General features: G+C 66.6%; 23 protein-coding genes and 1 pseudogene. 14 read left to right on the forward strand and 10 right to left on the reverse strand.

All coding sequences use genetic code 11. The features are described from left to right. Nucleotides 1-327 precede the first annotated feature (327 nt). The 5 genes from BDI24065_RS32725 (at nt 328) to BDI24065_RS32745 (ending at nt 5721) form a co-directional block, all read left to right on the forward strand. Entirely contained in the window at nt 328-1398 is a 1071-nt protein-coding gene (locus tag BDI24065_RS32725) for an NAD(P)H-dependent flavin oxidoreductase (RefSeq protein ID WP_175034687.1), read from the forward strand. Nucleotides 1399-1478: 80 nt separating this feature from the next. After that, nucleotides 1479-2933, forward strand: coding sequence for a M20 family metallopeptidase (locus tag BDI24065_RS32730; protein ID WP_175034688.1), 1455 nt, complete (start codon nt 1479-1481; stop codon nt 2931-2933). Nucleotides 2934-2988: 55 nt separating this feature from the next. Beyond that, complete coding sequence (locus tag BDI24065_RS32735; RefSeq protein WP_175034689.1) at nt 2989-4098, forward strand: malate/lactate/ureidoglycolate dehydrogenase; 1110 nt, start codon at nt 2989-2991, stop codon at nt 4096-4098. Continuing rightward, nucleotides 4095-4835, forward strand: a complete 741-nt coding sequence (locus BDI24065_RS32740; protein WP_175034690.1) for a TfoX/Sxy family protein — start codon at nt 4095-4097, stop codon at nt 4833-4835. The genes BDI24065_RS32735 and BDI24065_RS32740 overlap by 4 nt, the downstream gene beginning before the upstream one ends. A 307-nt stretch (nt 4836-5142) precedes the next feature. Then, a complete protein-coding gene (locus tag BDI24065_RS32745; protein WP_175034691.1) occupies nt 5143-5721 on the forward strand; it encodes an NnrU family protein in 579 nt (192 codons plus the stop codon). A gap of 50 nt (nt 5722-5771) precedes the next feature. On the opposite strand, the gene BDI24065_RS32750 is transcribed toward BDI24065_RS32745, so the two are convergent. Continuing rightward, nucleotides 5772-7151: an amino acid permease gene (locus tag BDI24065_RS32750; protein WP_175034692.1), complete on the reverse strand. Its 1380-nt coding sequence runs from the start codon at nt 7149-7151 to the stop codon at nt 5772-5774. Between the two features lie 420 nt (nt 7152-7571). Between BDI24065_RS32750 and BDI24065_RS32755 the strand changes: the two genes are divergently transcribed. The 3 genes from BDI24065_RS32755 to BDI24065_RS32765 are packed head-to-tail and all read left to right on the forward strand — an operon-like array spanning nt 7572 to nt 10004. Then, nucleotides 7572-8627, forward strand: coding sequence for an aromatic ring-hydroxylating oxygenase subunit alpha (locus tag BDI24065_RS32755; protein ID WP_175034693.1), 1056 nt, complete (start codon nt 7572-7574; stop codon nt 8625-8627). A 16-nt stretch (nt 8628-8643) separates the two neighbouring features. Next, nucleotides 8644-8817, forward strand: coding sequence for a rubredoxin (locus BDI24065_RS32760; protein ID WP_277396401.1), 174 nt, complete (start codon nt 8644-8646; stop codon nt 8815-8817). After that, nucleotides 8814-10004 (forward strand): NAD(P)/FAD-dependent oxidoreductase, encoded by a 1191-nt coding sequence (locus tag BDI24065_RS32765; protein WP_175034694.1) that lies wholly within the window; start codon nt 8814-8816, stop codon nt 10002-10004. The genes BDI24065_RS32760 and BDI24065_RS32765 overlap by 4 nt, the downstream gene beginning before the upstream one ends. A gap of 158 nt (nt 10005-10162) precedes the next feature. Here the strand turns inward: BDI24065_RS32765 and BDI24065_RS32770 are convergent, their stop codons facing one another. After that, nucleotides 10163-11104, reverse strand: a complete 942-nt coding sequence (locus BDI24065_RS32770; protein ID WP_175034695.1) for a LysR substrate-binding domain-containing protein — start codon at nt 11102-11104, stop codon at nt 10163-10165. 191 nt (nt 11105-11295) lie between these two features. Next, nucleotides 11296-12033 carry a sulfite exporter TauE/SafE family protein gene (locus BDI24065_RS32775; protein ID WP_175034696.1) on the reverse strand — a complete coding sequence of 246 codons (738 nt, stop codon included), beginning with the start codon at nt 12031-12033 and terminating at the stop codon, nt 11296-11298. Between the two features lie 629 nt (nt 12034-12662). Between BDI24065_RS32775 and BDI24065_RS32780 the strand changes: the two genes are divergently transcribed. Next, complete coding sequence (locus BDI24065_RS32780) at nt 12663-13958, forward strand: right-handed parallel beta-helix repeat-containing protein (protein ID WP_175034697.1); 1296 nt, start codon at nt 12663-12665, stop codon at nt 13956-13958. A 48-nt stretch (nt 13959-14006) separates the two neighbouring features. Here the strand turns inward: BDI24065_RS32780 and BDI24065_RS32785 are convergent, their stop codons facing one another. The 4 genes from BDI24065_RS32785 to BDI24065_RS32800 form a co-directional block, all read right to left on the reverse strand. After that, on the reverse strand, nt 14007-14585 hold the full coding sequence (locus BDI24065_RS32785; RefSeq protein WP_175034698.1) for a DUF488 domain-containing protein: 579 nt from the start codon (nt 14583-14585) through the stop codon (nt 14007-14009). Continuing rightward, nucleotides 14582-14809 (reverse strand): DUF2945 domain-containing protein, encoded by a 228-nt coding sequence (locus tag BDI24065_RS32790; protein WP_006490334.1) that lies wholly within the window; start codon nt 14807-14809, stop codon nt 14582-14584. The genes BDI24065_RS32785 and BDI24065_RS32790 overlap by 4 nt, the downstream gene beginning before the upstream one ends. Nucleotides 14810-15086: 277 nt before the next feature. Next, complete coding sequence (locus tag BDI24065_RS32795) at nt 15087-16259, reverse strand: FAD binding domain-containing protein (protein ID WP_175034699.1); 1173 nt, start codon at nt 16257-16259, stop codon at nt 15087-15089. Between the two features lie 45 nt (nt 16260-16304). Further along, entirely contained in the window at nt 16305-16970 is a 666-nt protein-coding gene (locus BDI24065_RS32800; protein ID WP_175034700.1) for a DsbA family oxidoreductase, read from the reverse strand. Between the two features lie 113 nt (nt 16971-17083). Here BDI24065_RS32800 and BDI24065_RS32805 point away from each other — a divergent pair, with 113 nt between their 5' ends. The 3 genes and pseudogenes from BDI24065_RS32805 (at nt 17084) to BDI24065_RS32815 (ending at nt 18832) form a co-directional block, all read left to right on the forward strand. After that, on the forward strand, nt 17084-18010 hold the full coding sequence (locus tag BDI24065_RS32805; RefSeq protein WP_175034701.1) for a LysR family transcriptional regulator: 927 nt from the start codon (nt 17084-17086) through the stop codon (nt 18008-18010). A gap of 121 nt (nt 18011-18131) precedes the next feature. Further along, nucleotides 18132-18296, forward strand: a pseudogene (locus BDI24065_RS32810) (FAD-dependent oxidoreductase); the annotation flags it as partial. 101 nt (nt 18297-18397) lie between these two features. Further along, nucleotides 18398-18832 (forward strand): hypothetical protein, encoded by a 435-nt coding sequence (locus tag BDI24065_RS32815; RefSeq protein ID WP_122947685.1) that lies wholly within the window; start codon nt 18398-18400, stop codon nt 18830-18832. A 75-nt stretch (nt 18833-18907) separates the two neighbouring features. Here the strand turns inward: BDI24065_RS32815 and BDI24065_RS32820 are convergent, their stop codons facing one another. Genes BDI24065_RS32820 through codB form a run of 3 tightly spaced genes read right to left on the reverse strand, consistent with a single transcriptional unit; the run spans nt 18908 to nt 22219 of the window. After that, nucleotides 18908-19585 (reverse strand): TetR/AcrR family transcriptional regulator, encoded by a 678-nt coding sequence (locus BDI24065_RS32820; protein ID WP_175034702.1) that lies wholly within the window; start codon nt 19583-19585, stop codon nt 18908-18910. A 40-nt stretch (nt 19586-19625) separates the two neighbouring features. Continuing rightward, the gene (codA, locus tag BDI24065_RS32825) at nt 19626-20879 is read right to left on the reverse strand and encodes a cytosine deaminase (protein ID WP_175034715.1); all 1254 of its coding nucleotides are present in this window, start codon (nt 20877-20879) and stop codon (nt 19626-19628) included. Nucleotides 20880-20923: 44 nt separating this feature from the next. Continuing rightward, nucleotides 20924-22219, reverse strand: coding sequence for a cytosine permease (gene codB, locus BDI24065_RS32830; RefSeq protein WP_368040800.1), 1296 nt, complete (start codon nt 22217-22219; stop codon nt 20924-20926). A gap of 556 nt (nt 22220-22775) precedes the next feature. Here codB and BDI24065_RS32835 point away from each other — a divergent pair. Both BDI24065_RS32835 and BDI24065_RS32840 read left to right on the forward strand, forming a co-directional pair. Next, nucleotides 22776-24065 (forward strand): NAD(P)/FAD-dependent oxidoreductase, encoded by a 1290-nt coding sequence (locus BDI24065_RS32835; protein ID WP_175034703.1) that lies wholly within the window; start codon nt 22776-22778, stop codon nt 24063-24065. A 17-nt stretch (nt 24066-24082) separates the two neighbouring features. After that, complete coding sequence (locus BDI24065_RS32840) at nt 24083-24640, forward strand: helix-turn-helix domain-containing protein (protein ID WP_089427004.1); 558 nt, start codon at nt 24083-24085, stop codon at nt 24638-24640. Nucleotides 24641-24725 lie beyond the last annotated feature (85 nt).

Consider the following 24725-nt stretch of genomic DNA (forward strand, 5'->3'; position numbering starts at 1 on the left):
TGTTATCGCCTGGATGATTTTTAATAAGGGTAAACGCCGGTATTTAATAACTTGAATATTGATGGATGTCATTGAATCCGGTGAATCGGTGTTTGAATGCGGGCGTGGATGGCCCGTGTCGTAAGGCTGGATGCGTTTTTGTTGATCCCGGCCATGGGTGGTGAGATCGCGGTGTCTAAGCTTCCGCGAATAATCGCTTTTTCCGAATCGGTTAAATCAATTTGTGATGTAAATGAAGCCGCAATCGGAGTTTGGGTTTGTCGGTTAATATCGAGCCCAATAAATGCGCGCCGCCTGTGCGCGCGACCACCTCCGAGGACGATTCCGATGACGACGCTGCCTTCCCGTTTGCCGCTGATCCAGGCCCCGATGGTCGGTTCGCTGAGCCCGCTCGCGATCGCGGTGTGCGAAGCCGGCGGGCTCGGCTCGCTCGCGTGCGCGGCGCTCGGCCCGCAGCAACTGCGCGACGAGATCGCGGCGATTCGCGCGCGAACGCCCGCACCGTTCAACGTGAACTTCTTCTGCCACACGCCGCCGGCGCCCGACGCCGAGGTCGACGCACGCTGGCGTGCGGCGCTTGCCGGCTACTACGCGGAAGTCGGTGTCGATCCGGCCGGCGTGAAGGGCGGCCCCGGCCGGGCGCCGTTCGACGATGCGATGTGCGCGGTCGTCGAGGAGCTGCGGCCGGCCGTCGTGAGCTTCCACTTCGGATTGCCGGACGACACGCTGCTCGATCGCGTGCGTCGCACGGGCGCGCTGGTCGTGTCGTCCGCGACGACCGTCGAGGAGGCGCGCTGGCTGGATGCGCGCGGCGTCGACGCGATCGTTGCGCAGGGCGCGGAGGCCGGCGGTCATCGCGGGATGTTCCTGACCGACGACATCCATGCGCAGCCGGGCCTGTTCGCGCTGCTGCCGCAGATCGTCGATGCGGTGCGCGCACCGGTGATCGCGGCCGGCGCGATCGCCGACGGGCGCGGTATTGCGGCTGCGTTCGCGCTTGGCGCGCGCGCGGTGCAGATCGGCACGGCTTACCTGCTGACGCCGCAGGCCGGCCGCTCGGCGCAACATCGTGCGGCGGTGCGCGCCGCGCGTGACGACGGCACGCGCATGACCAACCTGTACACGGGCCGCCCCGCGCGCGGGCTGCTGACGCGCTTCATGCGCGAGCAGGGGCCGATGAGCGCGCTCGCGCCGGCGTTCCCGCTCGCGACGGCCGCGGTCGATCCGCTGCGTGGCGCGTTCGAGCGGCAAGGTCGTGACGACTTCTCGCTGCTGTGGTCGGGCGAAGCCGCGGCGCTCGCGCGAGAAGAGGAGGCGGGCGAGCTGACGCAACGCCTGTGGCGCGACGCGCTGGCGTGCGCGGCAGGGCTGCGCGACGCGTTTCCGCAGGCGGTCTGAACGGCCGGGAAAGGGGCGCCGGCGCGGGAGCATCGGCGTATCATCTGGGTTTTCGTCAGCCCGATCCAGGCACCCCCACCATGACCTCCGTCGACACTACCCCCGTCCTCGACCATGACAAGCTCGTTACCTTCATCGAGCGCAAGTGGAACGATGAAATCCTCCACGCCCTGACCGATTACATCGCGATCCCCGCAAAGAGCCCCGCATTCGACCCCGACTGGGCGAAGCGCGGCTATCTCGAGCGCGTCGTCACCGATGCGGCTCAATGGGCCGAGCGCCAGCCGGTGAAGGGCCTGAAGCTCGAGATCGTGCGCTTGGCCGGCCGCACGCCGGTGATCTTCTTCGAATCGCCGGCCACGCGCTCGGGCAGCACGGACACGATCCTGCTGTACGGCCACCTCGACAAGCAGCCCGAATTCGACGGCTGGCGCGCGGACCTCGGCCCGTGGACGCCGAAGTACGAGAACGGCAAGCTGTACGGCCGCGGCGGCGCCGACGACGGCTATGCGATCTACGCGAGCCTCGCGGCGCTCGGCGCGCTCGACGAGCAGGGCATCGAGCGGCCGCGCTGCGTCGGCCTGATCGAAACCTGCGAGGAATCGGGCAGCTATGACCTGCTGCCGTACGTCGACGCGCTGCGCGAACGGCTCGGCCAGGTGTCGCTCGTCGTGTGTCTCGATTCGGGCGCCGGCAACTATGACCAGATGTGGCTCACCACGTCGCTGCGCGGGCTCGTGTCCGGCGACCTGCAGGTTGAGGTGCTCGAGGAAGGCGTGCACTCGGGTGTCTTCGGCGGCATCGCGCCGTCGAGCTTCCGCGTGATGCGCCAGTTGTTCGAGCGCCTCGAAGATGCGAAGAACGGCAACCTGCTGCCGGGCGTGTTCCATTGCGAGATTCCCGACAGCCGCGTGCGCGAAGCCGATGCGGCCGCCTCGATCCTCGGCGACGCCGTATGGAAGGGGCTGCCGTGGGCCTGCGGCGCGGACGGCAAGCCGGTGCTGCCGACCACGACCGATCCGCGCGAGGCGCTGCTGAATTCGACCTGGCGTCCGTCGCTGTCGGTCACCGGCGCGGCCGGGCTGCCGGCGCTCGCCGATGCGGGCAACGTGCTGCGTCCGCGCACCGCGTTCAAGCTGTCGCTGCGCCTGCCGCCGCTCGTCGACGCCGCGCAGGCCGTGCAGCAACTGAAGGAACTGCTCGAACTCGATCCGCCGTACAACGCGAAGGTCACGTTCAAGCCGGACGCGGGTGCCGCGACGGGCTGGAGCGCACCGGATCTCGCGCCGTGGCTCGCGTCGTCGCTCGATGCCGCGTCGCGCCGCCACTTCGGCGCGGACTGCGGATACATGGGCCTCGGCGGCACGATCCCGCTGATGAACGTGCTGCAGGAAGGGTTCCCGTCCGCGCAATTCATGGTGTGCGGCGTGCTCGGGCCGAAGTCGAATGCGCACGGCCCGAACGAATTCCTGCACGTGCCGTACGCGAAGAAGCTGACGGCGGCGGTCGCGGACGTGATCGCGACCGCGCGCTGATCGCCTGGCGCTCAGCAGTGACAACTACCCGACTCGACCTGACGGAGCCTTGCCGATGACCGCACTGCCGACGCCCGATACCGAACCGCTGCGCATGCGCGCCGAACCGCTGCATGCATTCGTCGCGGCACTCTGGGAACGGGCGGGCAGCAGTGAGCGCGAGGCCAGGCTCGTCGCCGATCACCTGGTCGGCGCGAATCTCGCGGGCCACGATTCGCACGGGATCGGGATGATCCCGAACTACGTTGCGTCGTGGCGGGAAGGGCAGTTGCAGTTGAACGGGCACGCGTCGATCGTCCGCGACGGCGGGGCGGTGCTGACGATCGACGGCGGGCGCGGTTTCGGCCAGGTGATCGCGTTCGAGGCGATGGTCGAAGGGATCGACCGCGCGCGCCGGATGGGCATCTGCGCGATCGGGCTGCGCGACGTGCATCATCTCGGCCGCATCGGGCACTGGGCCGAGCAGTGCGCGCGCTCGGGGCTCGTGTCGTTCCATTTCGTCAACGTGCCGGGCGATCTGCTGGTCGCGCCGCTGCACGGCACCGATCCGCGCTTCGGCACGAACCCGTTCTGCGCCGCGTATCCGCGTGCGGGCCAGCCGCCGTTGCTGCTCGATTTTGCGACGAGCGCGATCGCGTACGGCAAGACGCGCGTCGCGTACAACCAGGGCAAGCGCGTGCCGGCCGGGTCGCTGATCGACTCTCGCGGCCAGCCGACCGACGATCCGGCCGTGATGCACGAGCAGCCGTTCGGTGCGCTGCTGCCGTTCGGGCTGCACAAGGGCTATGCGCTCGCGGCGATGTGCGAGATTTTCGGCGGCGCGCTCGTCGGCGGGCATACGACCTACGGCGATACGCTGCAGAAGACGAGCGCGATCGTCAACGGGATGCTGTCGGTGCTGATCGATCCGAACGCGTTCGATGCGGCTGACGCGCAGCGTGAAGCCGATGCGTTCGTCGCATGGGCGAAGGCGTCGCCGCAGGCGGGCGACGCGCCGGTGCAGGTGCCGGGCGAGCCGGAGGAAGCGAGCCGTGCGGCGCGCGGTGCGAACGGCATTCCGGTCGACCGTGCGACGTGGCGGCAGATTCGCGAGAGCGCGGCGGCCGTCGGCTTCGACGAAGCCGGGCTCGACGCGTGGACGCAGCGCTGCACGGCATCCGCATGAGCTGGCAATCGGAAAAGGCGCACGGCGAGGAGATCGCGTATCAGCTCGCGCCGCTCGGCAACGTCACGGTCGTGCGGTTCTTCAGCGGCGCCGCGCTGCGGCTCGACGGCGTGATGTTCGGCTTCATGTCGCGCGGGTCGCTGTTCCTGCGCGTCGACGACGTGAACCGTCCGGCGTTCGTCGCGGCGGGGATGGGGGCGTTCTCGTACGAACGTCCCACGCGCACCGTCTCGCTCGTGGGCTATTACGAAACGCCGGCCGACGTGCTCGAGGATGCCGGCGCCCTGTTCGACTGGTGCCGCAGTGCGTATCGCGCGGCGTTGCTGGCGGGGCCGCCGAAGCGCAAGGCGAGGGCGGTGCCGAAAGCGGCGGTGCAGGAAGCGAAGCCGGCGTCGAAGCGGGCGGCCAAACCGGCATCGGAAGTGTCATCGAAATCGGCACCTGCGCAGGAAGCCAAGCCGGTGTCGAAGCGAGCCGCCAAACCGACATCGAAAGTGTCGCCACAGCCTGCGCCGGCACAGGAAGCCAAGCTGGCATCGAAGCGTGTCGCCAAGCCGGTGTCGAAAGCGGCGCCGGTTCGGGAAACGACGCCGGTGTCGAAGCGAGTCGCCAAGCCGGCATCGAAAGCGTCGCCAAAGCCTGCGCCGGTTCAGGAAGCCACGCCGGCATCGAAGCGAACCCCCAAGCCGACGTCGAAACCGGCTGCGAAATCCCTAACGAAGCGCAAGCAAGCATAGTGCCGGTCGCGCGAAGCGAAAGCCGCGCGATTTTTCCTGATGTGTCGTCCCGGCCGTCGCCGGGCGATTCGCGCGACGCGCGCCGGCTGGCGCACGGGCCGCCGGGGTGCACAGTCACGAAAGCGTCAAACTCGTGCCGCACCGCACGTCCCCCGCGCTTCACAACGGCCGCCCCGGCGTTTATGATCGGCGCGTTTGCGCCCGTGCCCGGCGCGATCCGCGCCGGCCTCGCCGCCGGCCCCGCGAACGGTGCATCGTATGCCGTGCGGGATGCTTCCCCACTCATCATTCCAGACGGAGACAACCGATGCTCGTCCTGATTCTCGGTTTAGCGATCTTCCTCGGTGTGCACTCGATCCGGATCGTCGCGGACGGCTGGCGGTCAGCGACGATCGAGCGGATCGGCGAGAAGCGCTGGAAGGGCCCCTATGCGATCGCGTCGATCGTCGGCTTCGTGCTGATCGTCTGGGGTTACGGCATCGCGCGCCAGGGCGCGACGCTGCTGTGGGTGTCCCCCGTCGGGGTGCGCCACCTCACCGGCATGCTGACCGCGATCGCCTTCGTGCTGATCGCTGCGTCCTACGTGCCCGGCAACCGGATCAAGACGCTCGTCGGCCATCCGATGGTGGCCGGCGTGGCGGTGTGGGCAATCGCGCACCTGCTCGCGAACGGCACGCTGCACGCCGTCGTGCTGTTCGGCGCTTTCTTCGTGTGGTCGCTCGTCGATTTCGTCGTGTGGCGCGCGCGGGATCGCCGCAATGGTGTTCGCTATCCGGCAGGCAGGCTGTCGGGCGACGTCGTGGCGATCGTGGCCGGGCTCGTCGTGTGGGCCGTCTTCGCGCTGTTCCTGCACGGCTGGCTGATCGGCGTGCGACCGTTCGGCTGAGCGGCTGAGCGGCGGCCGGCCGGCGCGCCGCTCGCTCGCCAAGGCAACGGTCAGCGCAGCTTCGCGCCGGCCGTGTCGCCGAGTTGCGCCGTTTTGCGGCGCAGGAAATACGCCGCGACGATCGCGAGCGCCGTGGATACCGTGAACCAGAACTGGAAGCGCGAGTCTGGGTTGAACGCCTGCGAGCCGAGCACGGCGACGAGCGCCAGCAGCGCGATCCAGTTCGACACCGGATAGAACCACGCGCGGAACGCCTGCGGGTCGCGAGGTGCGTGCTTCTCCTGCCGGCGCATCGCGAAGTGCGCGACGATGATGAAGATCCACACGATCATCACGAACGCGCCGCTGCTTTTCGCGAGCATCAGGAACAGGTCGCCGCCGCTCACGAAGTGAATGCCGAGGATCGACACGCAGATCGCCAGGCACAGCACGAGCGCGTTCATCGGCACGCCTTTCGTGTTGGTCCGGCCGAACATCGCGGGCGCGTGGCCCCGTTGGCTCAGCGAAAACAGCATGCGCGAATTCGAGAACAGGAACGAGTTCATCACCGACATGAACGACACGAACAGCACGATCTTCATCGCGATGGCCGTGCTCGTGAAGCCCGCCATGTTGAACAGCGAGACATACGGCGATTTCAGGTTGGCCTTGTCGGTCCACGGCATGCACAGGATCAGGATCGACACCGAGCCGACGTAGAACACCATCACGCGCACGATCACGCTCTTGATCGCGCGGATCACGTTCTTGCTCGGGTTTTCGGATTCACCCGCCGCAACGGCCGCGATTTCGCTGCCGCCGAGCGAGAAGATCACGACCATCACGCCGGCGAGCACGGGCGACATGCCGTTCGGCATGAAGCCGCCGTGATCCGTGAGGTTCACGAGCCCCGGTGCGGGAATGCGCGGCTGGAAGCCGAGCAGGATCGATGCGCCGAGCGCCATGAAGATGATGATCGTCGTGACCTTCGCGAACGACAGCCAGTATTCGGCTTCGCCGAACGAGCGCACCGAGTACGCGTTGCTTGCGATCAGCGTGACGAGCATGAACAGCGCGCCGCCCCACACGGGCAGCCATGGCAGGAAATCGTGGAGGATCGCGCCGAGCAGGATCGCCTCGACGGTGATCGTCATCATCGACTTGAACCAGTACAGCCAGCCGACCGCGAAGCCGGCCCATTCGCCGAGATAGCTGCTCGCATAGGTGGAGAACGATCCGCTGTCGGGATTGCGGGACGCCATTTCGCCGAGCATGAACATGACCAGCGTGACGATCACGCCGCCGATCAGGTACGACAGGATCGCCGCGGGGCCGGCGGTCGCGATGATGGCGCCGGAGCCGACGAACAGGCCCGCGCCGATCACGCCGCCAAGCGCGATCATCGTGATGTGCCGTTGCTTGAGGCTTTGCCTCAACGAGTTGTCCTGCATCTCCTACCTCTAGTTATTGTTGGCTCGTTGGCCGGGAACGCATCGGGCGGCGCGGCGGCAAGCGTTCTGCCGCCGCATAAGGCGCCGATGTCGAGGGAGCGTGTGTGACGCGATGTGCCGGGCCGCCGGCGGTGAATCGGAATGGCGGCCGCGTAGTGCCGGTCGATGCCCGCGAGAGGGCGATGACGACGACAACCCCGGATTGTGGGTGGACACCGCCGTCACGGCAAACGAGATATGCGAAAGACGTCTTGCGGTTTGCTCATCAATTGCCGGTCCGTCCATGCCCGCGTCGACATGAACTACATGAAGGCGCGGCGATGGGAGCGGCGCCGGTCTCTCGATATCGTTGTTTCCACGCGGCAACGTCTCGGGTTCGACGGTCGCCGCGTCGACGACAACGCTTCCATGGAGACACGAATGACGCATACCCAGGTCGTGCCGTTGACTCGGTCACGCGCGCCGGTTCCACCCCGCCATTGCACGTTCGACGTGCGCGATTGGGACATCCTGAGCCGCTACTGGCATCCGGTCGCGTTCGCGACCGAGGTGGGCGATCGTCCGCTTGCCGTGACGCTGCTCGACGAGCGCATCGTGCTGTTCCGGTCCGGCGGCGCCATCGTCGCGGCACGGGACGTATGCCCGCACCGCGGCGCGCCGCTGAGCCGCGGCTGGGTGGTCGAGGATCGGCTCGTGTGCCCGTATCACGGCCTCGAATATGCTGCGGACGGCAAGTGCGTGCGCATTCCGTCGCAGCCCGACGGCCCGATTCCGGAGCGCCTGTGCCTGACGACCTATGCGGCACAGCAGGCCTACGGGCTCGTGTGGGTGTCGCTGGGCGGCGGCGAACTGCCGCTGCCGGATTTCCCCGCGTGGCATGCGGAAGGCTTCCAGCAGATCCTGCCGCCGTCGATCGACATCCGCGCGTCGGCCGGCCGGCAGACGGAAGGCTTCATCGATGTTGCGCACTTCGCGTGGATTCATCACGAGAGCTTTGCCGACCGCCGCAATCCGGTCGTGCCGCAGTACTCGGTGGAGCGGCGCGAGAACGGGCTGCATGCGGAATATGTGAGCACGGTCAGCAATTTCCCCAAGTCGATGCAGCATCGCGCGCCCGAGGGCTTTTTGTGGCGGCGCGTGTTCGAAGTCGACGTGCCGTTCTTCGCGCGCCTCACCGTGCATTTTCCGGAAGGCGGCCGGCTCGCGATCCTGAACGCGGCCAGCCCGGTTTCCGCCCGTCTGACGCGCCTGTTCGTGCCGATCGCGCGCAACTTCGATCACGACCTGCCGCTCGACGACGTGTATGAATTCAATCGCCAGGTCTTCGAGGAGGATCGCGAGATCGTCGAGCAGCAGTGCCCGGAGGACTTGCCGATCGACCGCTCGCACGAAGCGCCGATCCTGGCCGATCGCTCGTCGGGCGCGTACCGGCGTGCGCTCGGCGAGCTCGGGCTTGGCCAGTCTTATGCACGCTGAGCGGCGCACGGGAGCCATGATGAAGATCTGGGAATGCGTGATTTGCGGGTTTCGATACGACGAGGCCGAAGGCCTGCCGCAGCACGGGATCGCGGCCGGCACGCGCTGGGAAGACGTGCCGGACGACTGGATGTGCCCGGACTGCGCGACCGGCAAGCACGATTTCGACATGCAGGTGGTGGCGGCATGAGCACGAACGAAACCTCAGGCAGCCGGGGCGATCCGGTCGTCATCGTCGGCACGGGCCTCGCGGGCTATACGGTCGCACGCGAGTGGCGCAAGCTCGACGGCGACACGCCGCTCGTGATGATCAGCCGCGACGACGGCAGCTTCTATTCGAAGCCGGCGCTGTCGAACGCGCTCGCGCAACGCAAGACGCCCGAGCAGCTCGCGATGTCCGATGCGCGGACGATGGCGCAACAGTTGCACGCAACCATCCGGACGCACTGCGCGGTGCAACGGATTTGCGCCGACGAACACGAGATCGTGCTCGATGATGGCGGTGTGCAGCGTTATCGCGCGCTCGTCCTGGCGACGGGAGCAGATGCGCGGCGCGTGCCCTGCGAAGGCGACGGCGCGGCTGACGTGCTGTCGATCAACGACCTGGCCGACTACGCGCGGTTTCGCGGCGGGCTGCGCGACTGCCGCTCGGTCGCGATGCTCGGCGCGGGGCTGATCGGTTGCGAGTTCGCGAACGACCTGGTCGCGGCGGGGCTGACCGTGACCGTGATCGACCCCGCCGACGCGCCGCTGTCGCGATTGCTGCCGGCGGAGGCCGGCCGCGTGTTCGGACATGCGCTGAGCGATGCGGGCGTGCACTTGCGGCTCGGCACGGGCGTGCGTTCGATCGCACGTCTCGCACGCGGTTACCGGCTCGCGCTGACGGACGGCGGGCACCTCGAGGCCGACCTCGTGATATCGGCGATCGGGCTCGTGCCGCGCACCGCGCTGGCGCGGGACGCGGGGCTCGACGTCGCGGACGGCATCGTGACCGACGCAGGGTGCCGCACGAGCGCGCCGGACATCTTCGCGCTCGGCGACTGCGCGGCGATAGAAGGGCGGGTCCGGCCGTATGTGCTGCCGATCATGCACGCGGCGCGCGCACTCGCGCAGTGCTTGCACGGTACGCCGACACGCGTGGACTTTCCGCTGATGCCGATCGTCGTCAAGACGCCGGCGATCCCCGCCGTGGTCGTCACGGCGGACAGCGGCGGCCGCTGGACCACGGAAGTGGGCGTGGGGGATGCGCCGCGCGCGACGCGCGCGCTCTGCGCGGATCCCGATTCCGGTCGAATCACGGGTTTCGCACTGCTCGATGCGGCGACGGCGGAAAAGGCCGTGCTGCTGAAGACGATGGCCGTCGACGCAGCGACATAGCCTGCGGCCCGCGTCGATCCCGACATGGCGCCTTTCCAGATGCGCCATCGACAGGCAGCTTCCTTGCTGACCGACTCCTGTCGCGGACGCGGCCCGCACGCTGCAGGCGGGGCCGTCCGTTCATTGCCGCGAGCATGCGCTCGCGGCTTTTTTGCTTTTCAATGCGGACGGCGCGCGTTTTCCGGCACCAGCTGTTTCGCGACGCCGGACACGAGGCGCCGCAACCAGACGGCGGCCGCGCTGCGATGCGTGCGGTCGTGCCAGAGCTGATAGTAGGTCAACGCCTGCGGCTCGCACGGGATCGGTTCGATGCGCAGCGGCAGCAGGCTGCAGAAGTGCATCGCGAGCGTGCGCGTCGTCGTGAACAACAGGTTCGAGCGCATCAGCACGTAAGGCGCCATGCCGAAATAGGGCATCGTCGTCGTGACGTTTCTCGACAGGCCGCCGCGCGCGAGTTCCCGGTCGATCGTGCCGAGCCCGGTCGCGTGATGGGTCGTCACGCCGAGATGGTCGGCTTCGCGGTAGACGTCCGCGGTGAGCTGGCCGCGCCGGATCCGATGATCGTCCCGCATCACGCACACGAGATCGTCGCGGCATAGCGGCTGCAGATGCAGCTGCTGGGGTGGCGTGCTCCAGTTGCCGACCGCCAGGTCCAGCGAGCCGCTTTCGAGTGCGTGTTCGTATCCGCCGTCCACGGTCATCAGGTGCTGGAACTCGATGCGTGCGCCCGGCGCTTCGTGCTTGAACGCGTCGACGATCGCGGGCAGGAAGAACACGTCGAGATAGTCGGGAGAGCCGATCCGGAAGGTGCGGTGCGTCGTGGCGGGATCGAACGTACTGGCCGGATTCAGCACGGCGGCGATCCCGGCGAGCGCCTGATCGAGCGGCTCGACGAGCGTCATCGCGTGACTGGTCGGCACCATCCGGCTGCCGCTTCGCACCAGCAGCGGGTCGCCGGTGATCGCGCGCAGCCGGCGCAACGCGACGCTGATGGTCGGTTGCGATTGTCCGAGCAACACGGCGGTTCGCGAGACGCTCGATTCGGTGATGAGCGTGTGAAGGATCTTCAGAAGATGCGCGTCGATGACGTATCGGGACATGCCGGCTGCCGGTGGGGATATCGTGTCCCGATGTATACGCAGCGATATTTCGAGCGTCAATCGAGCGGATATCCGGAGCCCTCGAGCGGGCCTTGCGCGGCGGACTTCATAACGGATCGGATATCGCGTCTATGTCCGTGCCGTCATGGCCCCGGAACGGCTGCCGGTGCGGCGCGAGTGGCGCGTTCGCGTCAGATCGGCTTGACGAACAACCCGACGGTCAGCACCGCGCCGATGCAGACGATCCCGATCCGCAACACGCGTTCGTTCACGCGATGCAGTGCCCATGTGCCGAACAGCCCGCCGACGATCGCGCCGCCGCCGAGTGCGAGTGCCTTGTCCCAGTGCAGGTGCGGCGACGTCAGGAACAGCACGACGGCCGATGCGTTCATCACGCCCGCGAGCGCGTTCTTCGTCGACATCGCGTGGCGCGGCGACAGGCCGGCCATCGTCAGCACGGCCATCATCAGGAAGCCGAGCCCGCCGCCGAAATAGCCGCCGTAGATCGCGATCATGAACTGCGAGAGCCCCGCGGGGACGGTGCCGAGGTGGGCCGTGCCTTCGCTCGGCTTGCGGAAAAAGCTGCCCCACGCGAACACGATCGTCGCGAACAGCACGAGCCACGGCACGAGGCGCGAGAAGATCGACGAAGGGGTCTTCAGCAACAGCAACCCGCCGAGCGCACCGCCGACCACGCTGATGAAGAACATCGCGCGAAACGACAGCTTGCCCACGCCGCGCACCATGTTGCGGCTCGCCCAGCCGGTGGTGACCTGCGCGGGAAACAGCGCGACCGTCGACGTGATGTTCGCCGCGAGCGGCGACATGCCCGACACGATCAGCGCGGGCAGCGTGACGAACGAGCCGCCGCCGGCCAGGGTGTTCTGCAGTCCGGCCCAGAGGCCGGCGAGGATGACGAGAGCGAGCATCGGAGCGGGAGCGGAAGGTGACGGGGCTCACCTGCCGGAGTCGGGCAGGCGCGGTGAACGCACGATGTTAATGCAGGACCGCAGGCGGCGTGAACCGGTGCGATTGCGATTGTGGTGTCGTTGCGGGCCTTCCCGGCCGGCGCAAGCGACGGTGCCGGACAGCCCGCGACCAAGGTCGAGGACGGCCCGGGCGGGTGGACGGGCGGTCTTACGACGTCGCGGGGCCAATGTCGGATTGTCGAACGATGCGCGCGAAATAGACTGGTTGATGAGCGGCGGGAAAGAACCGGCAGGGTTGGGGGTCAGCCGGCGCCCGGAGCGCTCGGGAACGCAGTTCCTGTTGACGGGTTCGATTCCGGCCACGCGGTGCCGGCGCGTCGGAATCGGGCCGCCTTTTCCTGGGGGACACGCATGGGCGCCGGCGGGCGAACAGGCGACCGGGTGTCGATCGCGGCCACGCGACGGCGCTTCGTTGCCGTTGCTCCGCCGTATCGGCGGAGCAAATGAATGTCGCAGTCGGGATGGTACGTTGCGTGTGCCACGCGCCGTGCGATCGCCGTTGCTCGAACGCCTCGCGACCGTCAGCCGTTGGCCGGTCGTCGCGGGCGAACGGGCGTGAGAGAACAACCATGAAAAAGTCGTTTCGAGGGGTCGGCCCGAGTACGGCCGTCTGCCTGATCTGCACCGCATGTTTCGCCGCATCGCCGGCGGCCGCCTATACACCGGGCGGCACGCGGCACGCGTATCCGTCGCGCAGCGCGCAGGGACTTCCCACCGTGACCGTCCAGCCAACGGCGAACGGCGGAGACCAGGCCGACGCGCTGCAGGCCGCGTTCGATGCATTGCAGCCGGGCCAGCGCCTCGTGCTCGCGCCGGGACGCTACACCGTCGGCCGGTCGCTGACGGTGTCCAAGGCGGACGTCGTGATCTCGGGCTATGGCGCGACGCTGGTCGCGACCAACCCGGCCGATCAGACCATCGTGATGAGCGGCAGCGGTTCGACGCTCGTCGGCGTCACGCTGGTCGGCACGGGTACGACGCGGCTGACGATGCCCGCATCGACGAAGGTCGAGGTGACGGGCACCGGCGTCCAGGTGCTCGGCGTGACGATCCAGGGTGGCGCCGGCGCCGGGATCTTCATCTTCGGCGGCAGCAACGTGGCGATCGTGGGCAACACCGTGCAGGCGACGCTGGCCGACGGCATCCACACCACCTACGGCTCGACCAACGTGCTGGTGCGCGGCAACACGGTGAAGGACACCGGCGACGACCTGATCGCCGTCGTCAGCTATCAGGGCGACGGCCGTCTGAATGCCAACGTGCTGATCGACGGGAATACGGTGTCGGGCAACGACTGGGGGCGCGGCATCGCCGTGGTCGGCGGGCGGACCGTGACGATTTCGAACAACACCGTCAGCGGCGTTCAGAAGGCGGCCGGCATCCTGATCGCGCAGGAGGATGGCTGGAAGACCTACGGCGTGTCGGACGTGCTGATCGAGAACAACGTCGTCGGCGCGATCCAGGATGGCACGAACGCGAACAATGGCCTGCAACCGACCCAGCAGGCCGCGATCGAGCTCGATACGTGGTCGGGGACGGTGTCGTACGTCGTCGTGAAGGGCAACCGCGTATCGGGCTCGGGCTATGCCGGCTTCCGGGCGTTGGGGAACGTCTGCCATTTCGCGGTGGTCGACACGACGCTCGCGTCGATCGCCGGCACGCCGGTGTCGCTGCTGATGAACAACTGCCCGGCCGCCGATATCGTCGCGTACGGCAATTCGCTGGGCGGCGTGGCACTGGCGCCGCCGGTCGGCGCTTCCCCGTCCGGGACGATTCCGGCCGGCGGCGCGGTGACGTCGGGGATGCCGGCGGTGCGCACGAGCCTGATGCAGGCGAATGGCGCGCCCGCGTCGGCGCGGAACTGACGATGTTCGCGACGCGTTGCGGGCCGTGCCATCGAACGGGGCGCCGCGCTATGCGTTCGGGGGCGCGGCTGCCCCCGGCGCCGTGGCGTCGTCCCCGGCGTCCGGATAGACGATCGTGCCGTCAGGCCGGATCACCGCGCCGGCCGTCAGGTGCGCGGGCTCCACGCGGTTGGGGCCCATGATGTGCAGCACCGCTTCGCCGCGCGCGATCAGGTAGTCGGACACGATGCGCCGGTGGCAGCGCCACCACACCGCTTCCGAACACATGATCGCGCAGCGCTGCGCATGCCCCTGAGCGATCAGCCGGTCGAGGCCGTCGCGAAACTCGGGTGACAGCGCGTAATCGGCATAGCGGTGGAAGCTCTGGTTGGTCCAGAAGTCGTTGACGTCGTCGGGGACGCCGCGCGACTTGCCGCGCAGCCCGCCGAGTGCGGCGATGTGTTCGTACGCGATGTCGGCGGTGGCCAGCGCGTCCGGCAGCGTCGCTTCGTTGAACTGGGGGTTGGTGCGCGAGCGCGTCATCTTGCGGATATCCGCGAGCAGCGCGATATCGACCGCGTCGAGCATCCCGACGAACTCGTCGAGCGTGCGGTTCGAGTGGCCGATCGTGTAGAACGGGAGCGTCATGCGTCGTCCTTGCCGGCGATGCGCTCGAGCACGCGGCCGCGGTGGGCGGCGATGTGGTCGGTGCGGTCGCTCTTGATCTCGTACTGCGGATCGTCGGGCGACGCGCGATGGCGGTGGCCCTTGTAGTCGAAGTCCGCCGTGTGGATCGCGATGATCGTGCCGGTCACGTAGCCTGCCTCCGAATTCCAGCGGACGTGGTCGCCCAGCCTGAATGGTGTCGTCATGCGGGAGGCCCTCCTTGCGCGGTTGCGGTGTGCGTCGATCCTCGCGGCGTGTGTCGTCGTGCTGCGGGAATGACGTGTCCATTATCGTCCGCGACCGTCCTCGGAAAAAGATACAGACGGCCGCGCGATGCTGTGCTGCCTGCGCAATGAGTCCGGCGAGCTCGAGTTGCGCGATTGGGGGAAATGCCCCGATCGGTGAAGTCGCGGACGGAGATCGACGGAATCGACTGCCGTGCCGTGCCGGGCTGGGTCGTCGACGGATGACGCGGTGGCTGGATCAAGCGCCCTTCAGGACGATGTTGCTGCGCGGGATGCCCATGATCCGGTCGCCGATGTTCATTCCCCATTCGGTCATGCCGATGCCTTGATGCAATTGTCCGGCCTGCCACCGCGACAGCGCCTCATCGATGCCGGCATCCGCGGAATGCAGCGCCTTGGCCAGGGCCAATGCGTTGGCGGCTGCCTTGGCGGTGCTGCCCGCGGTATGAGGGCGCGGCACAAAGGCGGCGTCGCCCAGCAGGATCGCGCGGCCGTACACCATCTGCTTCACCTGCAGATCCAGGATGGCCTGGACGAACGGTTCCCGGGTCGTTTCAACCAACGTCTGGAAAGTCGGCGCGAGAAGCTCCTTCGACGCCTGCGTCAGGCGAGCGAGGTCTTCGTCCTTCGGTGCGCCCGGAGGCAGCGAGAACGAATGGCGAATCCCCGAGCGGTCGGTCAGCAGAGCCGTGAGCGCTTCGCCATGGGCAACCTTCCGGTACCACACCCAGTTCCAGCGTCGCTGACCCTCCTGAGTCGACAGGTCTTCGCCCGGGACGAGATATTCGAGCATCAGGTGACCGGGGCCTTGCTGGAAGGCAAAGGTTCCGTTGAGAACATCCGCGGCGCTTGCCGGGAGCGCCGTTTCAGGCACGAGACCACGCCACGCGACATATCCGGCGTAATTGGGTGAAAGGCCGGCAGAGACCTGCTCGCGAACCGCGGAGCGTGCGCCGTCGGCGCCGACGAGCAGATCGCCGGTTTCAACGCGGCCGCTGGCGAAGTAGGCGGTGATCCGGTCGCCGTTCTGTTCGAAGCGGACGAAGCGCTCGCCCGGATGAAAGACCTGCGCGGGCAGGTGCGCCTTCATCGTGCCGTAGAGCATGTTCCAGGACGTTTGGGTCTGCGGCATGAAGCTGCGCTGAATGACACGATCGGCGCGGTCCAGATAGATGCGGTCGCCCGACTGCACGCCGAGCGCGGTGCCTGTCTGAATGCCGGCGAAATGAAACGCCGACAGGACGTCGGCCTGCAACACGATTCCGCCGCCTCGGCTGTCCAGTTCATTCGGGGAGCGCTCGAAGATGTCGATGTCCCAACCCGCGGCTTGCAGCGTCGTTGCAGTAAAGAGCCCGCCGAGCGAGCCGCCGATGATCAGTGCGCGAGGCTTGTTTTTTGTGGGGGCGACCATGAATCTCTCCAAACCAGTAGCTTGCGTTCAACTGCAGGTGTCGATTCAGACTGCGTCTTTGGCCGTGTTGTCGCCGGTGGCAGTCCGAAGCACCTGGGCGAGTACCGAAACCGGTTGTGCACCGCTCACCGGAACGCCGCCGACATGAATGGTCGGCACCGACCGGATGCCGGTGGCCCCGGCCCGCAGTTCGTCGGCAACGACTTCGCGCTCGCCGTCGTTCGTCGCCAGGAAACTGCGCACTTCGTCGGCGTCGAAACCCGTACCTTTCGCGAGGCTTACCAAAACCTCGGCCATGCCGATGTTCCGCCCTTCGGAAAAATAGGCAGAGAAAACCGCCTCGAAGAGTGCTTCGGTCCTGGCTGCATCTCCCTTGGACTGAGCAAGGAACATCAGGCGATGGGCAAGCCGTGTATTGGGCGTAACCGCGACGCGGTCGTAGTTGAATTCGACACCGGCACGTTTGCCCGCCAGCGTGACGTCGGCATCCATTGCCTGCGAACGTGCCCAGCTTCCGAATTTGGCGCTGCGATAGGCTTTTCGGTCGATTCCGTCCTTGGGCATGGTCGGATTGAGTTCGTACGGAAGGTACTTGACGGTCGGTGCGACAGCCAGGTCGGCCTCCCGGAGCGCTGCCTTGAGATGTTCATGGCCGATCCAGCACCACGGGCAGATGAAGTCGTACGTGACCTGGATTTCGAGCGGATTCATTTGAAGGCTCCTTGCGTTGACGGTGTAAGCACTTTAGGCTTTGCGTTAGATTTAGTGAATATGAAGCAATCGCAATCCAGCGTTGCGGTGCGTGCAAAGACAAAGGACATGGCGTGGACAAGCTTCTTGCGTTGCGGGCATTCATCGACGTCGCGGAAACGGGGGGCTTTTCAAAGGCCGCGCGCCGCATGGGGGTGGCCACTTCGTCGGTGACCCGTCTGATGGACGCGTTGGAGAAGTCGCTCGGAAGCGCGTTGCTGACTCGCACGACGCGTCAAGTGACTTTGACGGATGCCGGTTCCGCGTATCTGGAGCAGATCACGCGGGTGCTGTTGGACCTCGACGAAGCCGACGGGAGTGTGTCCGACACGGGTGTCGACGCAGTCGGGCCGCTGCGTGTCTCAATGCCGGTGACTTTCGGGCGCCTGTGCCTGGGGCCGCACATAGCAAGCTTCCTGCAGCAGCATCCCCGCGTTTCCCTGGACCTGGTGCTTTCGGATTCGACCCTCGATCTGGCTGCCGAGCGAATTGACGTTGCGGTACGCATCGGCACACCTGCAAACCAGCCGAATCTGATCGTCAATCGCCTGGCGGAACATCATCGCTATGTTGTCGCGAGTCATGGCTATCTGGAAAGCAACGGGGTGCCCGCTTCACCGGAAGATCTGCGAAACCACCAATGCCTGCGTTTTGCGTACCAGGCAGCTTTGCAGCGTTGGTCGTTCACGCGCGCAGGCAGCACCGAGCATGTCGAGATCGATGGCAGACTTTCGGTGAACAACTCGGACGTGCTGCGCGAGGCCGTGATCAGCGGGTTTGGCATTGCACTGCTTCCCCAATGGCTCGTCGAAGAGGATGTGGTGGCGGGGCGGCTCACGCGTCTTTTCGAAGACTACTCGGTCAACCCGCTCGACCAGACCGTCTGCGTTTACGCCGCCTATCTTCCGAATCGCCGCCACTCGCGCAAAGTGCATGCGTTGCTTGATTTTCTTCGCTATCGCATCACGAATTCCGGCGCGTTCTCGGACGCTTCGAGCTAGGCCGCGATCCTGCGCGCCGGCGCAAGCGGATTGCGGATCGCTGGGAGATGGATTCGCGCATGGCCGCACACAGGCTGCCGGGCCGCTAGTCGATGTTGAAACCGTGCCGCGCGGGCAGTTCGCGATGCTCGAACAGGCTCGCGACGAGGCGATCGAGCGCTGGGGCTACGATCGGCTGCGCGTGATCGGCCATGGCGAGATGCCGGAATGGCTGGGCGGCACGCGTTATCTCGCGCGGTTCCACGATCCGGAGGCCGGCCACCTGAATCTGCTAACACTCGCGCTCCGGCCACGACAATGCCCAATTTAACGCTTCATTACGATGGGCCTTCCGGAAAGGTGCTAGATTCGCCCATCGATATCTCGCAACGCGGAGAGGGCAGACAGATGCTGAAGAAATTGGCAGGAATGGCGGTGGTGGTCGGTGCGGCGGCGGTGGTGTCGCTGCCCGCCGTGGCAGGCGACACGAGCAACGCACTGGGCGGCGCGCTGGGTGGTGTTGCCGGCGCGGCGGTCGGCAACGCGATTGGCGGCAGCACGGGCACCGTGATCGGCGGGGCAGTGGGTGGGGGTGCGGGCGGTGCGGTGACGTCGAACAAACGCGAACGCACGGGCGCGATTGTTGGCGGCGCACTGGGCGGCGGCGCAGGCGCCGCTGCGGGCAACGCAATGGGCGGCACGGCCGGCGGGCTCGTCGGCGCCGCCGTGGGCGGCGGCGCGGGCGCGGCGCTGGGCGGCCACGTGTCGCGCAACAACTCGCGTTCCAACGATCATCACCACGGCAACAAGTACAAGAACAAGAAGCGCTACAAGCACGACTGACCGGCGGTTCCCCGGCGCGTGTCGACGACGGCGCCGGGGTGCCGTGCATGAACGGCGACGGAGGCGGTCAAGCGGTCAATCCGTCTTTCTGTCGCCGGTGATCAGTGCGTTGAGCACCAGATCCGAGATCGTGCGGTAAGCCGCGTCGAAATCGTCGTTTCCCAGCGCACGCTTGCCGAGCACCAGCAGCATCTGGGGGGCGAAATCCGCATACGCCTGCGTGGCTGCCCAGATCAGGAAGAACAGGTGCTCGGCATCGACCTGTCTGACCTTGCCTTCCTCGATCCAGCGTTCGAGCACCCGGATGTCGTCGCGCAACACCGGAATCAGTTGTTTGCGGATTTCCTTTCCGTAGGTCTTGGCCCCGCCGATGATCTCCAGCGCAAAAACCCGCGATCCATGTGGGCGATTTCTGGAGAATTCGAGTTTGGCCCGGATATAGGCCGACATGGCCTCCGCGGGCTCGTGATCGGGCGCCGCAAACTCCCGCATCCTGCCGAGCCAGTCCCGCAACACGTCGTCCAGCACGCGTTGATAGAGCGCCAGCTTCGTGGGGAAGTAGTACATCAGGTTCTGCTTCGACAGGCCGGCGGCCGCTGCGATAGTCGCAACGGAACTGCCCTCGAATCCGTAAACGGAAAACGATTCTTCGGCAGCGGCGAGAATGGTCGCTTCGAGCGTGTCGCGCAGCGCTTCGCGCCGGCCGTGAGGCCGGCCGGGCGTTCCTGCCGTCGGCTCGGACGGGTGTCTCACGATGCTTCCTCCCGCAGGTCGGACCAGCGTCGTCGCCCGCTCAACGGGCGCCTGCTTCAGGATAGGTGATGCGTTCAGGCGCGCGCTCCATGATGACCTTCCCGGCACGGAGCGACAATCGCACCTTGGCCTGGGTGCGAACCACTTCATAGTCGCAATCCGCGTCGAGGATCAGCAGATTGGCTGGCCGCCCGACAGCAATGCCATAGCGATCGCCCAGGGACATCGCATGGGCGCTGTGCTCCGTCACGAAGTCGAGGCATCGCTGCAGGTCTTCGTAGCCGAGCATGTGGCACACGTGCAAGCCGACGTCGAGGATGCGCAGGATGTTGCCGTTGCCGATGGGATACCACGGATCCTTGATCGAATCCTGTCCGAAGCACACGTTGATGCCGGTGCGATCGAGTTCCGCGACACGCGTAATGCCGCGTCGTTTCGGGAGGGTGTCGAAACGCCCCTGCAGGTGGATGCTTTCGGTCGGACACGAAACAAAATGGATTTCCGAGCGCTTCAGCAACCGGAAAAGCTTCGAGCAGTAGGCGTTGTCGTAGGAACCCATCGCGGTCGTGTGGCTGGCGGTGACGCGCGTGCCCATCCCGCGAACCCGCGCTTCCTCGGCCAGCACTTCCAGGAAGCGCGATTGCGGATCGTCGGTTTCGTCGCAATGAACGTCGACGAGGCAGTCCTTGCGCGCCGCGAGATCCATCAGGAACTTGATGGAGCTCACGCCCTGGTCGCGCGTGTTCTCGAAATGCGGAATGCCGCCCACGACGTCGGCCCCCATGTCGATCGCGCGCTCCATCAGCGCGCGTCCATTCTCGAACGACTCGATGCCTTCCTGAGGGAACGCGACGATCTGCAGATCGATGAGATCGCGAGCTTCGTCCCTGACCTCGAGCATCGCCTTCAACGCGGCAAGCGTGTGATCGGTGACGTCCACGTGCGTGCGCACGTGCTGGATGCCGTTGTCGCGCAACATCCCGATCGTCGTGTGGGCGCGGGCTTTCGTATCCTCATGGGTAATGGTGGCCTTGCGCTGGCCCCACCGCTCGATACCTTCGAAAAGCGTGCCGCTCATGTTCCACTCGGGTTCGCCAGCGGTCAGCGTCGCATCCAGGTGGATATGCGGCTCGACCAGCGGCGGGATGACGAGATTGCTGCCCGCATCGATGACGTCGCCCGCTTGAGACGTCAGCGGCGACGGCTGGAGGCCGATGCCGCGAATCGTGCCCGCATCGATGTCGATCGTGAAGAGGCCGCTACGGCCGCGCAATCTGGCGTTGATGATTTTCATGAGGATTCCTGTGGTTCTAGGGAGCGGGAGGGCGCGCAGCGGAATCATTCACCCTGAACGGACGGCTCGCGCGTGAACGCGCGGGCAATCTGCAGCAGCACGATGTAGGCGGCGGCGGACGCCGCGATGCCGACGATCGGCGCGATCCACGGCGATGTATAGGCGAGTCCGGCGCCGATTGCATACGCGGCCAGGCCGACCAGGTTGAAGCGCGGAAGGCGGGCGGCGGCAAGCGACGGGTATTGCCCGCGATGGCGGTACCAGTAGTCCGCCATGATCACGCCGCCGACCGGCGGAATGATCGAGCCGAGCAGCACCAGGAACGGAATCAGTAACTCGTACATCCCGCCGACCGCGAGCACGATGCCGATCGCCGCGCCCACGAGTACGAGCGTGCGGCGCCGTTCGGTGCGCAGCAGATGGCATCCGGCGGCCGCCACGTTGTACATCGTCGGCCCCTGGATGGTCCAGAGATTGAGGCACAGCATCACGACCGCCGCGATCGACAGGCCCTGCAGCATCATCACCTCGACGATGTCGGCTTGCTGATAGACGATCGCGCAGTATGCGCCCGCGATGATCATCAGCCCGTTGCCCGCGAAGAATCCGATCATGCTGGCAGAGACGGCGCTGCGCGCGCTGCGTGCGAGGCGGGTCCAGTTGGTTGCCTGGGTCGCGCCGCTGGCAAAGGTGCCGATGACCATGGTCACGGCGGCCGAAAACGGCATCGGATGAGACGGCGCGACATGCGTGAGGCCGGCCCACCCGCCGATATCGCGGGTGGCGATCCACATCGACGTCATCAGCAGCACGAACATCAACGGCACGGAGACGCGCGACAGCACATCCATGCCGCGATAGCCGATGATGGCCGTGATGGAAAATCCGAAGCCGAAGAGGATCATCAGCGGCGTGGTAACGGAGGGCGGCCAACCCAGCAACTTGACCAATACGATCGCCACCGTCGCGGTGCCCCATGCGTACCAGCCGAGTTCGGCGAAGCCGAGCAGGAAATCGGACAGCTTGCTGCCAACTTCCCCGAAGCAGAATCGCCCCATCAGCACCGCATTCAGGCCGCTGCGGGCGGCAATCAGCGCGAGCGATGCCGCATAGGCGGCGAGCAACAGGTTTCCGATGACGGCGATCTGGATCATGCTGACGACGTCGAAGGCGACACCGATCTTGCCGCCGGCAAACATCGTTCCCGTGAAGAACGTGAAACTCAACAACACCATCGTGATGGACAGGAATCCGGTGCGTTTCTCGAGCGGGACTTCGCTCAGCGAGAATTCTCCGTGATCCGATTCGTCCATCGGGCTTGCATCCCGGTTCGTGGGCATCTTGTCTCCCGTCAGCGATTGGGTTGGGTCTGAAAGGGGTTACGGGGGCCGTGCTTGGATGGGTGACGCGCTGTTTCAGCGCGTCATTCTCTCAGTCCAAAATTTTTACAACGGTAAAAATTCTGTCCGAGTGGATGGCAGGCACATTCACCGGGCCTGTCCGGTTCACGCGCAAGGCGTTTCGTGTATCGGCCGATCCGGCGCGCCTCATGCCGCGGGCGAGCGAGCATTTCGAGCCGATGTTTCCGGCTTCTGCACCCTGGGCAAGGCAGGGGCGTGCGGCTGGCGGCAGGCCGATCGACCTGTCCGACAACGGCGATCGAGGAGGGAAGCACGAACCCGCCAGACCCGGACGCCATCGATCTTCGCGGCTTTCGCGACAATCCATTTCGACGCTGGCTGGGGCTGCCCGGGCGGCGAATCTTCAGCTAACCAGACTAACGGTGCAACGTTGATTCATCAGGCCGATACGCCGTTTTTTTGCTCGCTTGCCTTCGTGAAATTGCCGTGCTAATTTTTCATGAAATTTCTTGGCGAAAATTTCACGGGAGTCCGCATGTTCGTGCAGTCCGACCGTCACGTCGCAAGCTACTACGCCGGCACCTATCCGGCGCCGATCCCGCATCGTCCGGAACTGGACGAACGCATCGACGCCGACGTGCTCGTCGTCGGCGCGGGTTTCAGCGGGCTGCATACGGCGTTGCGCCTGGCGCTCACCGGCAAGCGCGTCGTCGTGCTCGAAGCGAGCCGCGTCGCGTGGGCCGCGTCGGGCCGCAACGGCGGGCAGGCGCTGCTCGGCTGGTCGTGCGACATGCAGCCGCTCGAGGATTCGCTTGGCCGTGACGGCGCGCGCCTGCTGTGGGACAGCATGCGCTGGGCCGCGGCCGAGGTGCGCGAACTGCCCGCGCGGCACGGTTTCGACATCGACTACCGGCCCGGCAGCCTGTGGGCGGCGGTCCGGCCGCGGCGCGTCGCGATGCTCGAGCAGGTCCGCGACGAGGCGGTCGAGCGCTGGGGCTACGATCGGCTGCGCGTGATCGGCCGTGACGAGATGTCCGAATGGATCGGCGGCACGCGTTACCTGGCGGCGCTGCACGATCCCGAGGCCGGCCACCTGAACCCGCTGAAGCTCGCGCTCGGCCTTGCGCAGACGATCGAGCGCGCGGGCGGCCGCATCTTCGAGCAGAGCCGCGTGCTCGACTGCCGCGAGACGGCCGGCGGTCACATCGCCCGCACGGCGCGCGGCGAAGTGCGCGCGGACGTGCTCGTGCTGGCCTGCAACGCGTATGTCGACCGGCTCGATCGCGATCTCGCGCGCCGGCTGCTGCCGGTCGGCACCTACCAGGTCGCCACCGCGCCGCTCGCGCCCGACGTCGCCCGTTCGCTGCTGCCGCAGAACAGTTGCGTGATCGACAACCAGTTCGTGCCCGACTATTTCCGCCTGAGCCCCGACAACCGGCTGCTGTTCGGCGGCGGCTGCACGTATCTCGGCGGCATTCCGGCCGATATCGCGGCGGCCACGCGCCCGCACCTCGAGCGCGTGTTCCCGCAACTGGCCGGCGTGCCGCTCGATTACGCGTGGGGCGGCCATATCGACATCAGCATGCGCCGCACGCCGGACATCGGCCGCCACGGGCAGCGTTTCTGGCTGCAGGGGTTCTCGGGGCACGGCGTGCTGCCGACGCTCGCCGGTGCGCGCGCGGTGGCCGACGCGGTGCTCGGCGACGAACGCCTGCTCGCGCAGTACCAGCGCATCCGCAACCCGCGCTTCCCCGGCGGCGACCGGCTCGCCGCGCCGCTGGAAGCGATCGGCAAGGCCTGGTACCGTCTGCGCGATACCGTCTGACTGCACCGGAACCCACCATGAATGAACAGGAAGAGATAGAAAGCCTGGCGATCCTGATCCGTGACCTGCGCAAGCACCGCAAGGTTACGCTCAACGATCTCGCGGAACGGATCGGCCGCTCGGTCGGCTTTCTGTCGCAGGTCGAGCGCGGGCTGTCGCGCCCGACGGTGGCGGATCTCACCGCGATCGGCGAGGCGCTCGGCGTGCCGACCACGTATTTCTACAGCCTGAGCAAGCCGCGCAGCGTGCCGTGGGTCACGCGGCCCGACGAGCGGCGCACCGTGTATTACGCGGCCGGCATTACCGACATCCTGGTTTCGCCGAACATGCGCTCGCGCTTCTCGATTCTCGAAAGCCATCTCGCGCCGGGCGCGAGCAGCGGCGAGCGGCCCGTCGACGACAGCGACGAGCAGGGCGGTTTCGTGCTCGAAGGAGAGCTGACGATCTGGGTCGACGGCGACGATACGCCCGTCACGCTCGGCCCGAACGACGCATTCCAGCTTCCCGCGCACAAGCGCTTTCGTTATGCCAATTTGACCGACGCGCCGACGCGCGTGATCTGGGTATTCACCTGAGTTGTCGGCGCGGCCTGCGGTCGGGGGAGACGCCGCGCCTGGGTTGTTGTTTGCAGTCCTGATCGGTAGGAGGCGTGCGACGTCG

Source organism: Burkholderia lata, assembly GCF_902499025.1.
In the GTDB taxonomy this organism is placed as follows: Bacteria; Pseudomonadota; Gammaproteobacteria; order Burkholderiales; family Burkholderiaceae; genus Burkholderia; species Burkholderia lata_C.

Coding starts and splice junctions, on each gene's coding strand:
- BDI24065_RS32725 (WP_175034687.1), top strand. CDS start 328: ATGACGACGCTGCCTTCCCGTTTGCCGCTGATCCAGGCCCCGATGGTC.
- BDI24065_RS32730 (WP_175034688.1), top strand. CDS start 1,479: ATGACCTCCGTCGACACTACCCCCGTCCTCGACCATGACAAGCTCGTT.
- BDI24065_RS32735 (WP_175034689.1), top strand. CDS start 2,989: ATGACCGCACTGCCGACGCCCGATACCGAACCGCTGCGCATGCGCGCC.
- BDI24065_RS32740 (WP_175034690.1), top strand. CDS start 4,095: ATGAGCTGGCAATCGGAAAAGGCGCACGGCGAGGAGATCGCGTATCAG.
- BDI24065_RS32745 (WP_175034691.1), top strand. CDS start 5,143: ATGCTCGTCCTGATTCTCGGTTTAGCGATCTTCCTCGGTGTGCACTCG.
- BDI24065_RS32750 (WP_175034692.1), bottom strand. CDS start 7,151: ATGCAGGACAACTCGTTGAGGCAAAGCCTCAAGCAACGGCACATCACG.
- BDI24065_RS32755 (WP_175034693.1), top strand. CDS start 7,572: ATGACGCATACCCAGGTCGTGCCGTTGACTCGGTCACGCGCGCCGGTT.
- BDI24065_RS32760 (WP_277396401.1), top strand. CDS start 8,644: ATGATGAAGATCTGGGAATGCGTGATTTGCGGGTTTCGATACGACGAG.
- BDI24065_RS32765 (WP_175034694.1), top strand. CDS start 8,814: ATGAGCACGAACGAAACCTCAGGCAGCCGGGGCGATCCGGTCGTCATC.
- BDI24065_RS32770 (WP_175034695.1), bottom strand. CDS start 11,104: ATGTCCCGATACGTCATCGACGCGCATCTTCTGAAGATCCTTCACACG.
- BDI24065_RS32775 (WP_175034696.1), bottom strand. CDS start 12,033: ATGCTCGCTCTCGTCATCCTCGCCGGCCTCTGGGCCGGACTGCAGAAC.
- BDI24065_RS32780 (WP_175034697.1), top strand. CDS start 12,663: ATGAAAAAGTCGTTTCGAGGGGTCGGCCCGAGTACGGCCGTCTGCCTG.
- BDI24065_RS32785 (WP_175034698.1), bottom strand. CDS start 14,585: ATGACGCTCCCGTTCTACACGATCGGCCACTCGAACCGCACGCTCGAC.
- BDI24065_RS32790 (WP_006490334.1), bottom strand. CDS start 14,809: ATGACGACACCATTCAGGCTGGGCGACCACGTCCGCTGGAATTCGGAG.
- BDI24065_RS32795 (WP_175034699.1), bottom strand. CDS start 16,259: ATGGTCGCCCCCACAAAAAACAAGCCTCGCGCACTGATCATCGGCGGC.
- BDI24065_RS32800 (WP_175034700.1), bottom strand. CDS start 16,970: ATGAATCCGCTCGAAATCCAGGTCACGTACGACTTCATCTGCCCGTGG.
- BDI24065_RS32815 (WP_122947685.1), top strand. CDS start 18,398: ATGCTGAAGAAATTGGCAGGAATGGCGGTGGTGGTCGGTGCGGCGGCG.
- codA (WP_175034715.1), bottom strand. CDS start 20,879: ATGAAAATCATCAACGCCAGATTGCGCGGCCGTAGCGGCCTCTTCACG.
- codB (WP_368040800.1), bottom strand. CDS start 22,219: ATGCCCACGAACCGGGATGCAAGCCCGATGGACGAATCGGATCACGGA.
- BDI24065_RS32835 (WP_175034703.1), top strand. CDS start 22,776: ATGTTCGTGCAGTCCGACCGTCACGTCGCAAGCTACTACGCCGGCACC.
- BDI24065_RS32840 (WP_089427004.1), top strand. CDS start 24,083: ATGAATGAACAGGAAGAGATAGAAAGCCTGGCGATCCTGATCCGTGAC.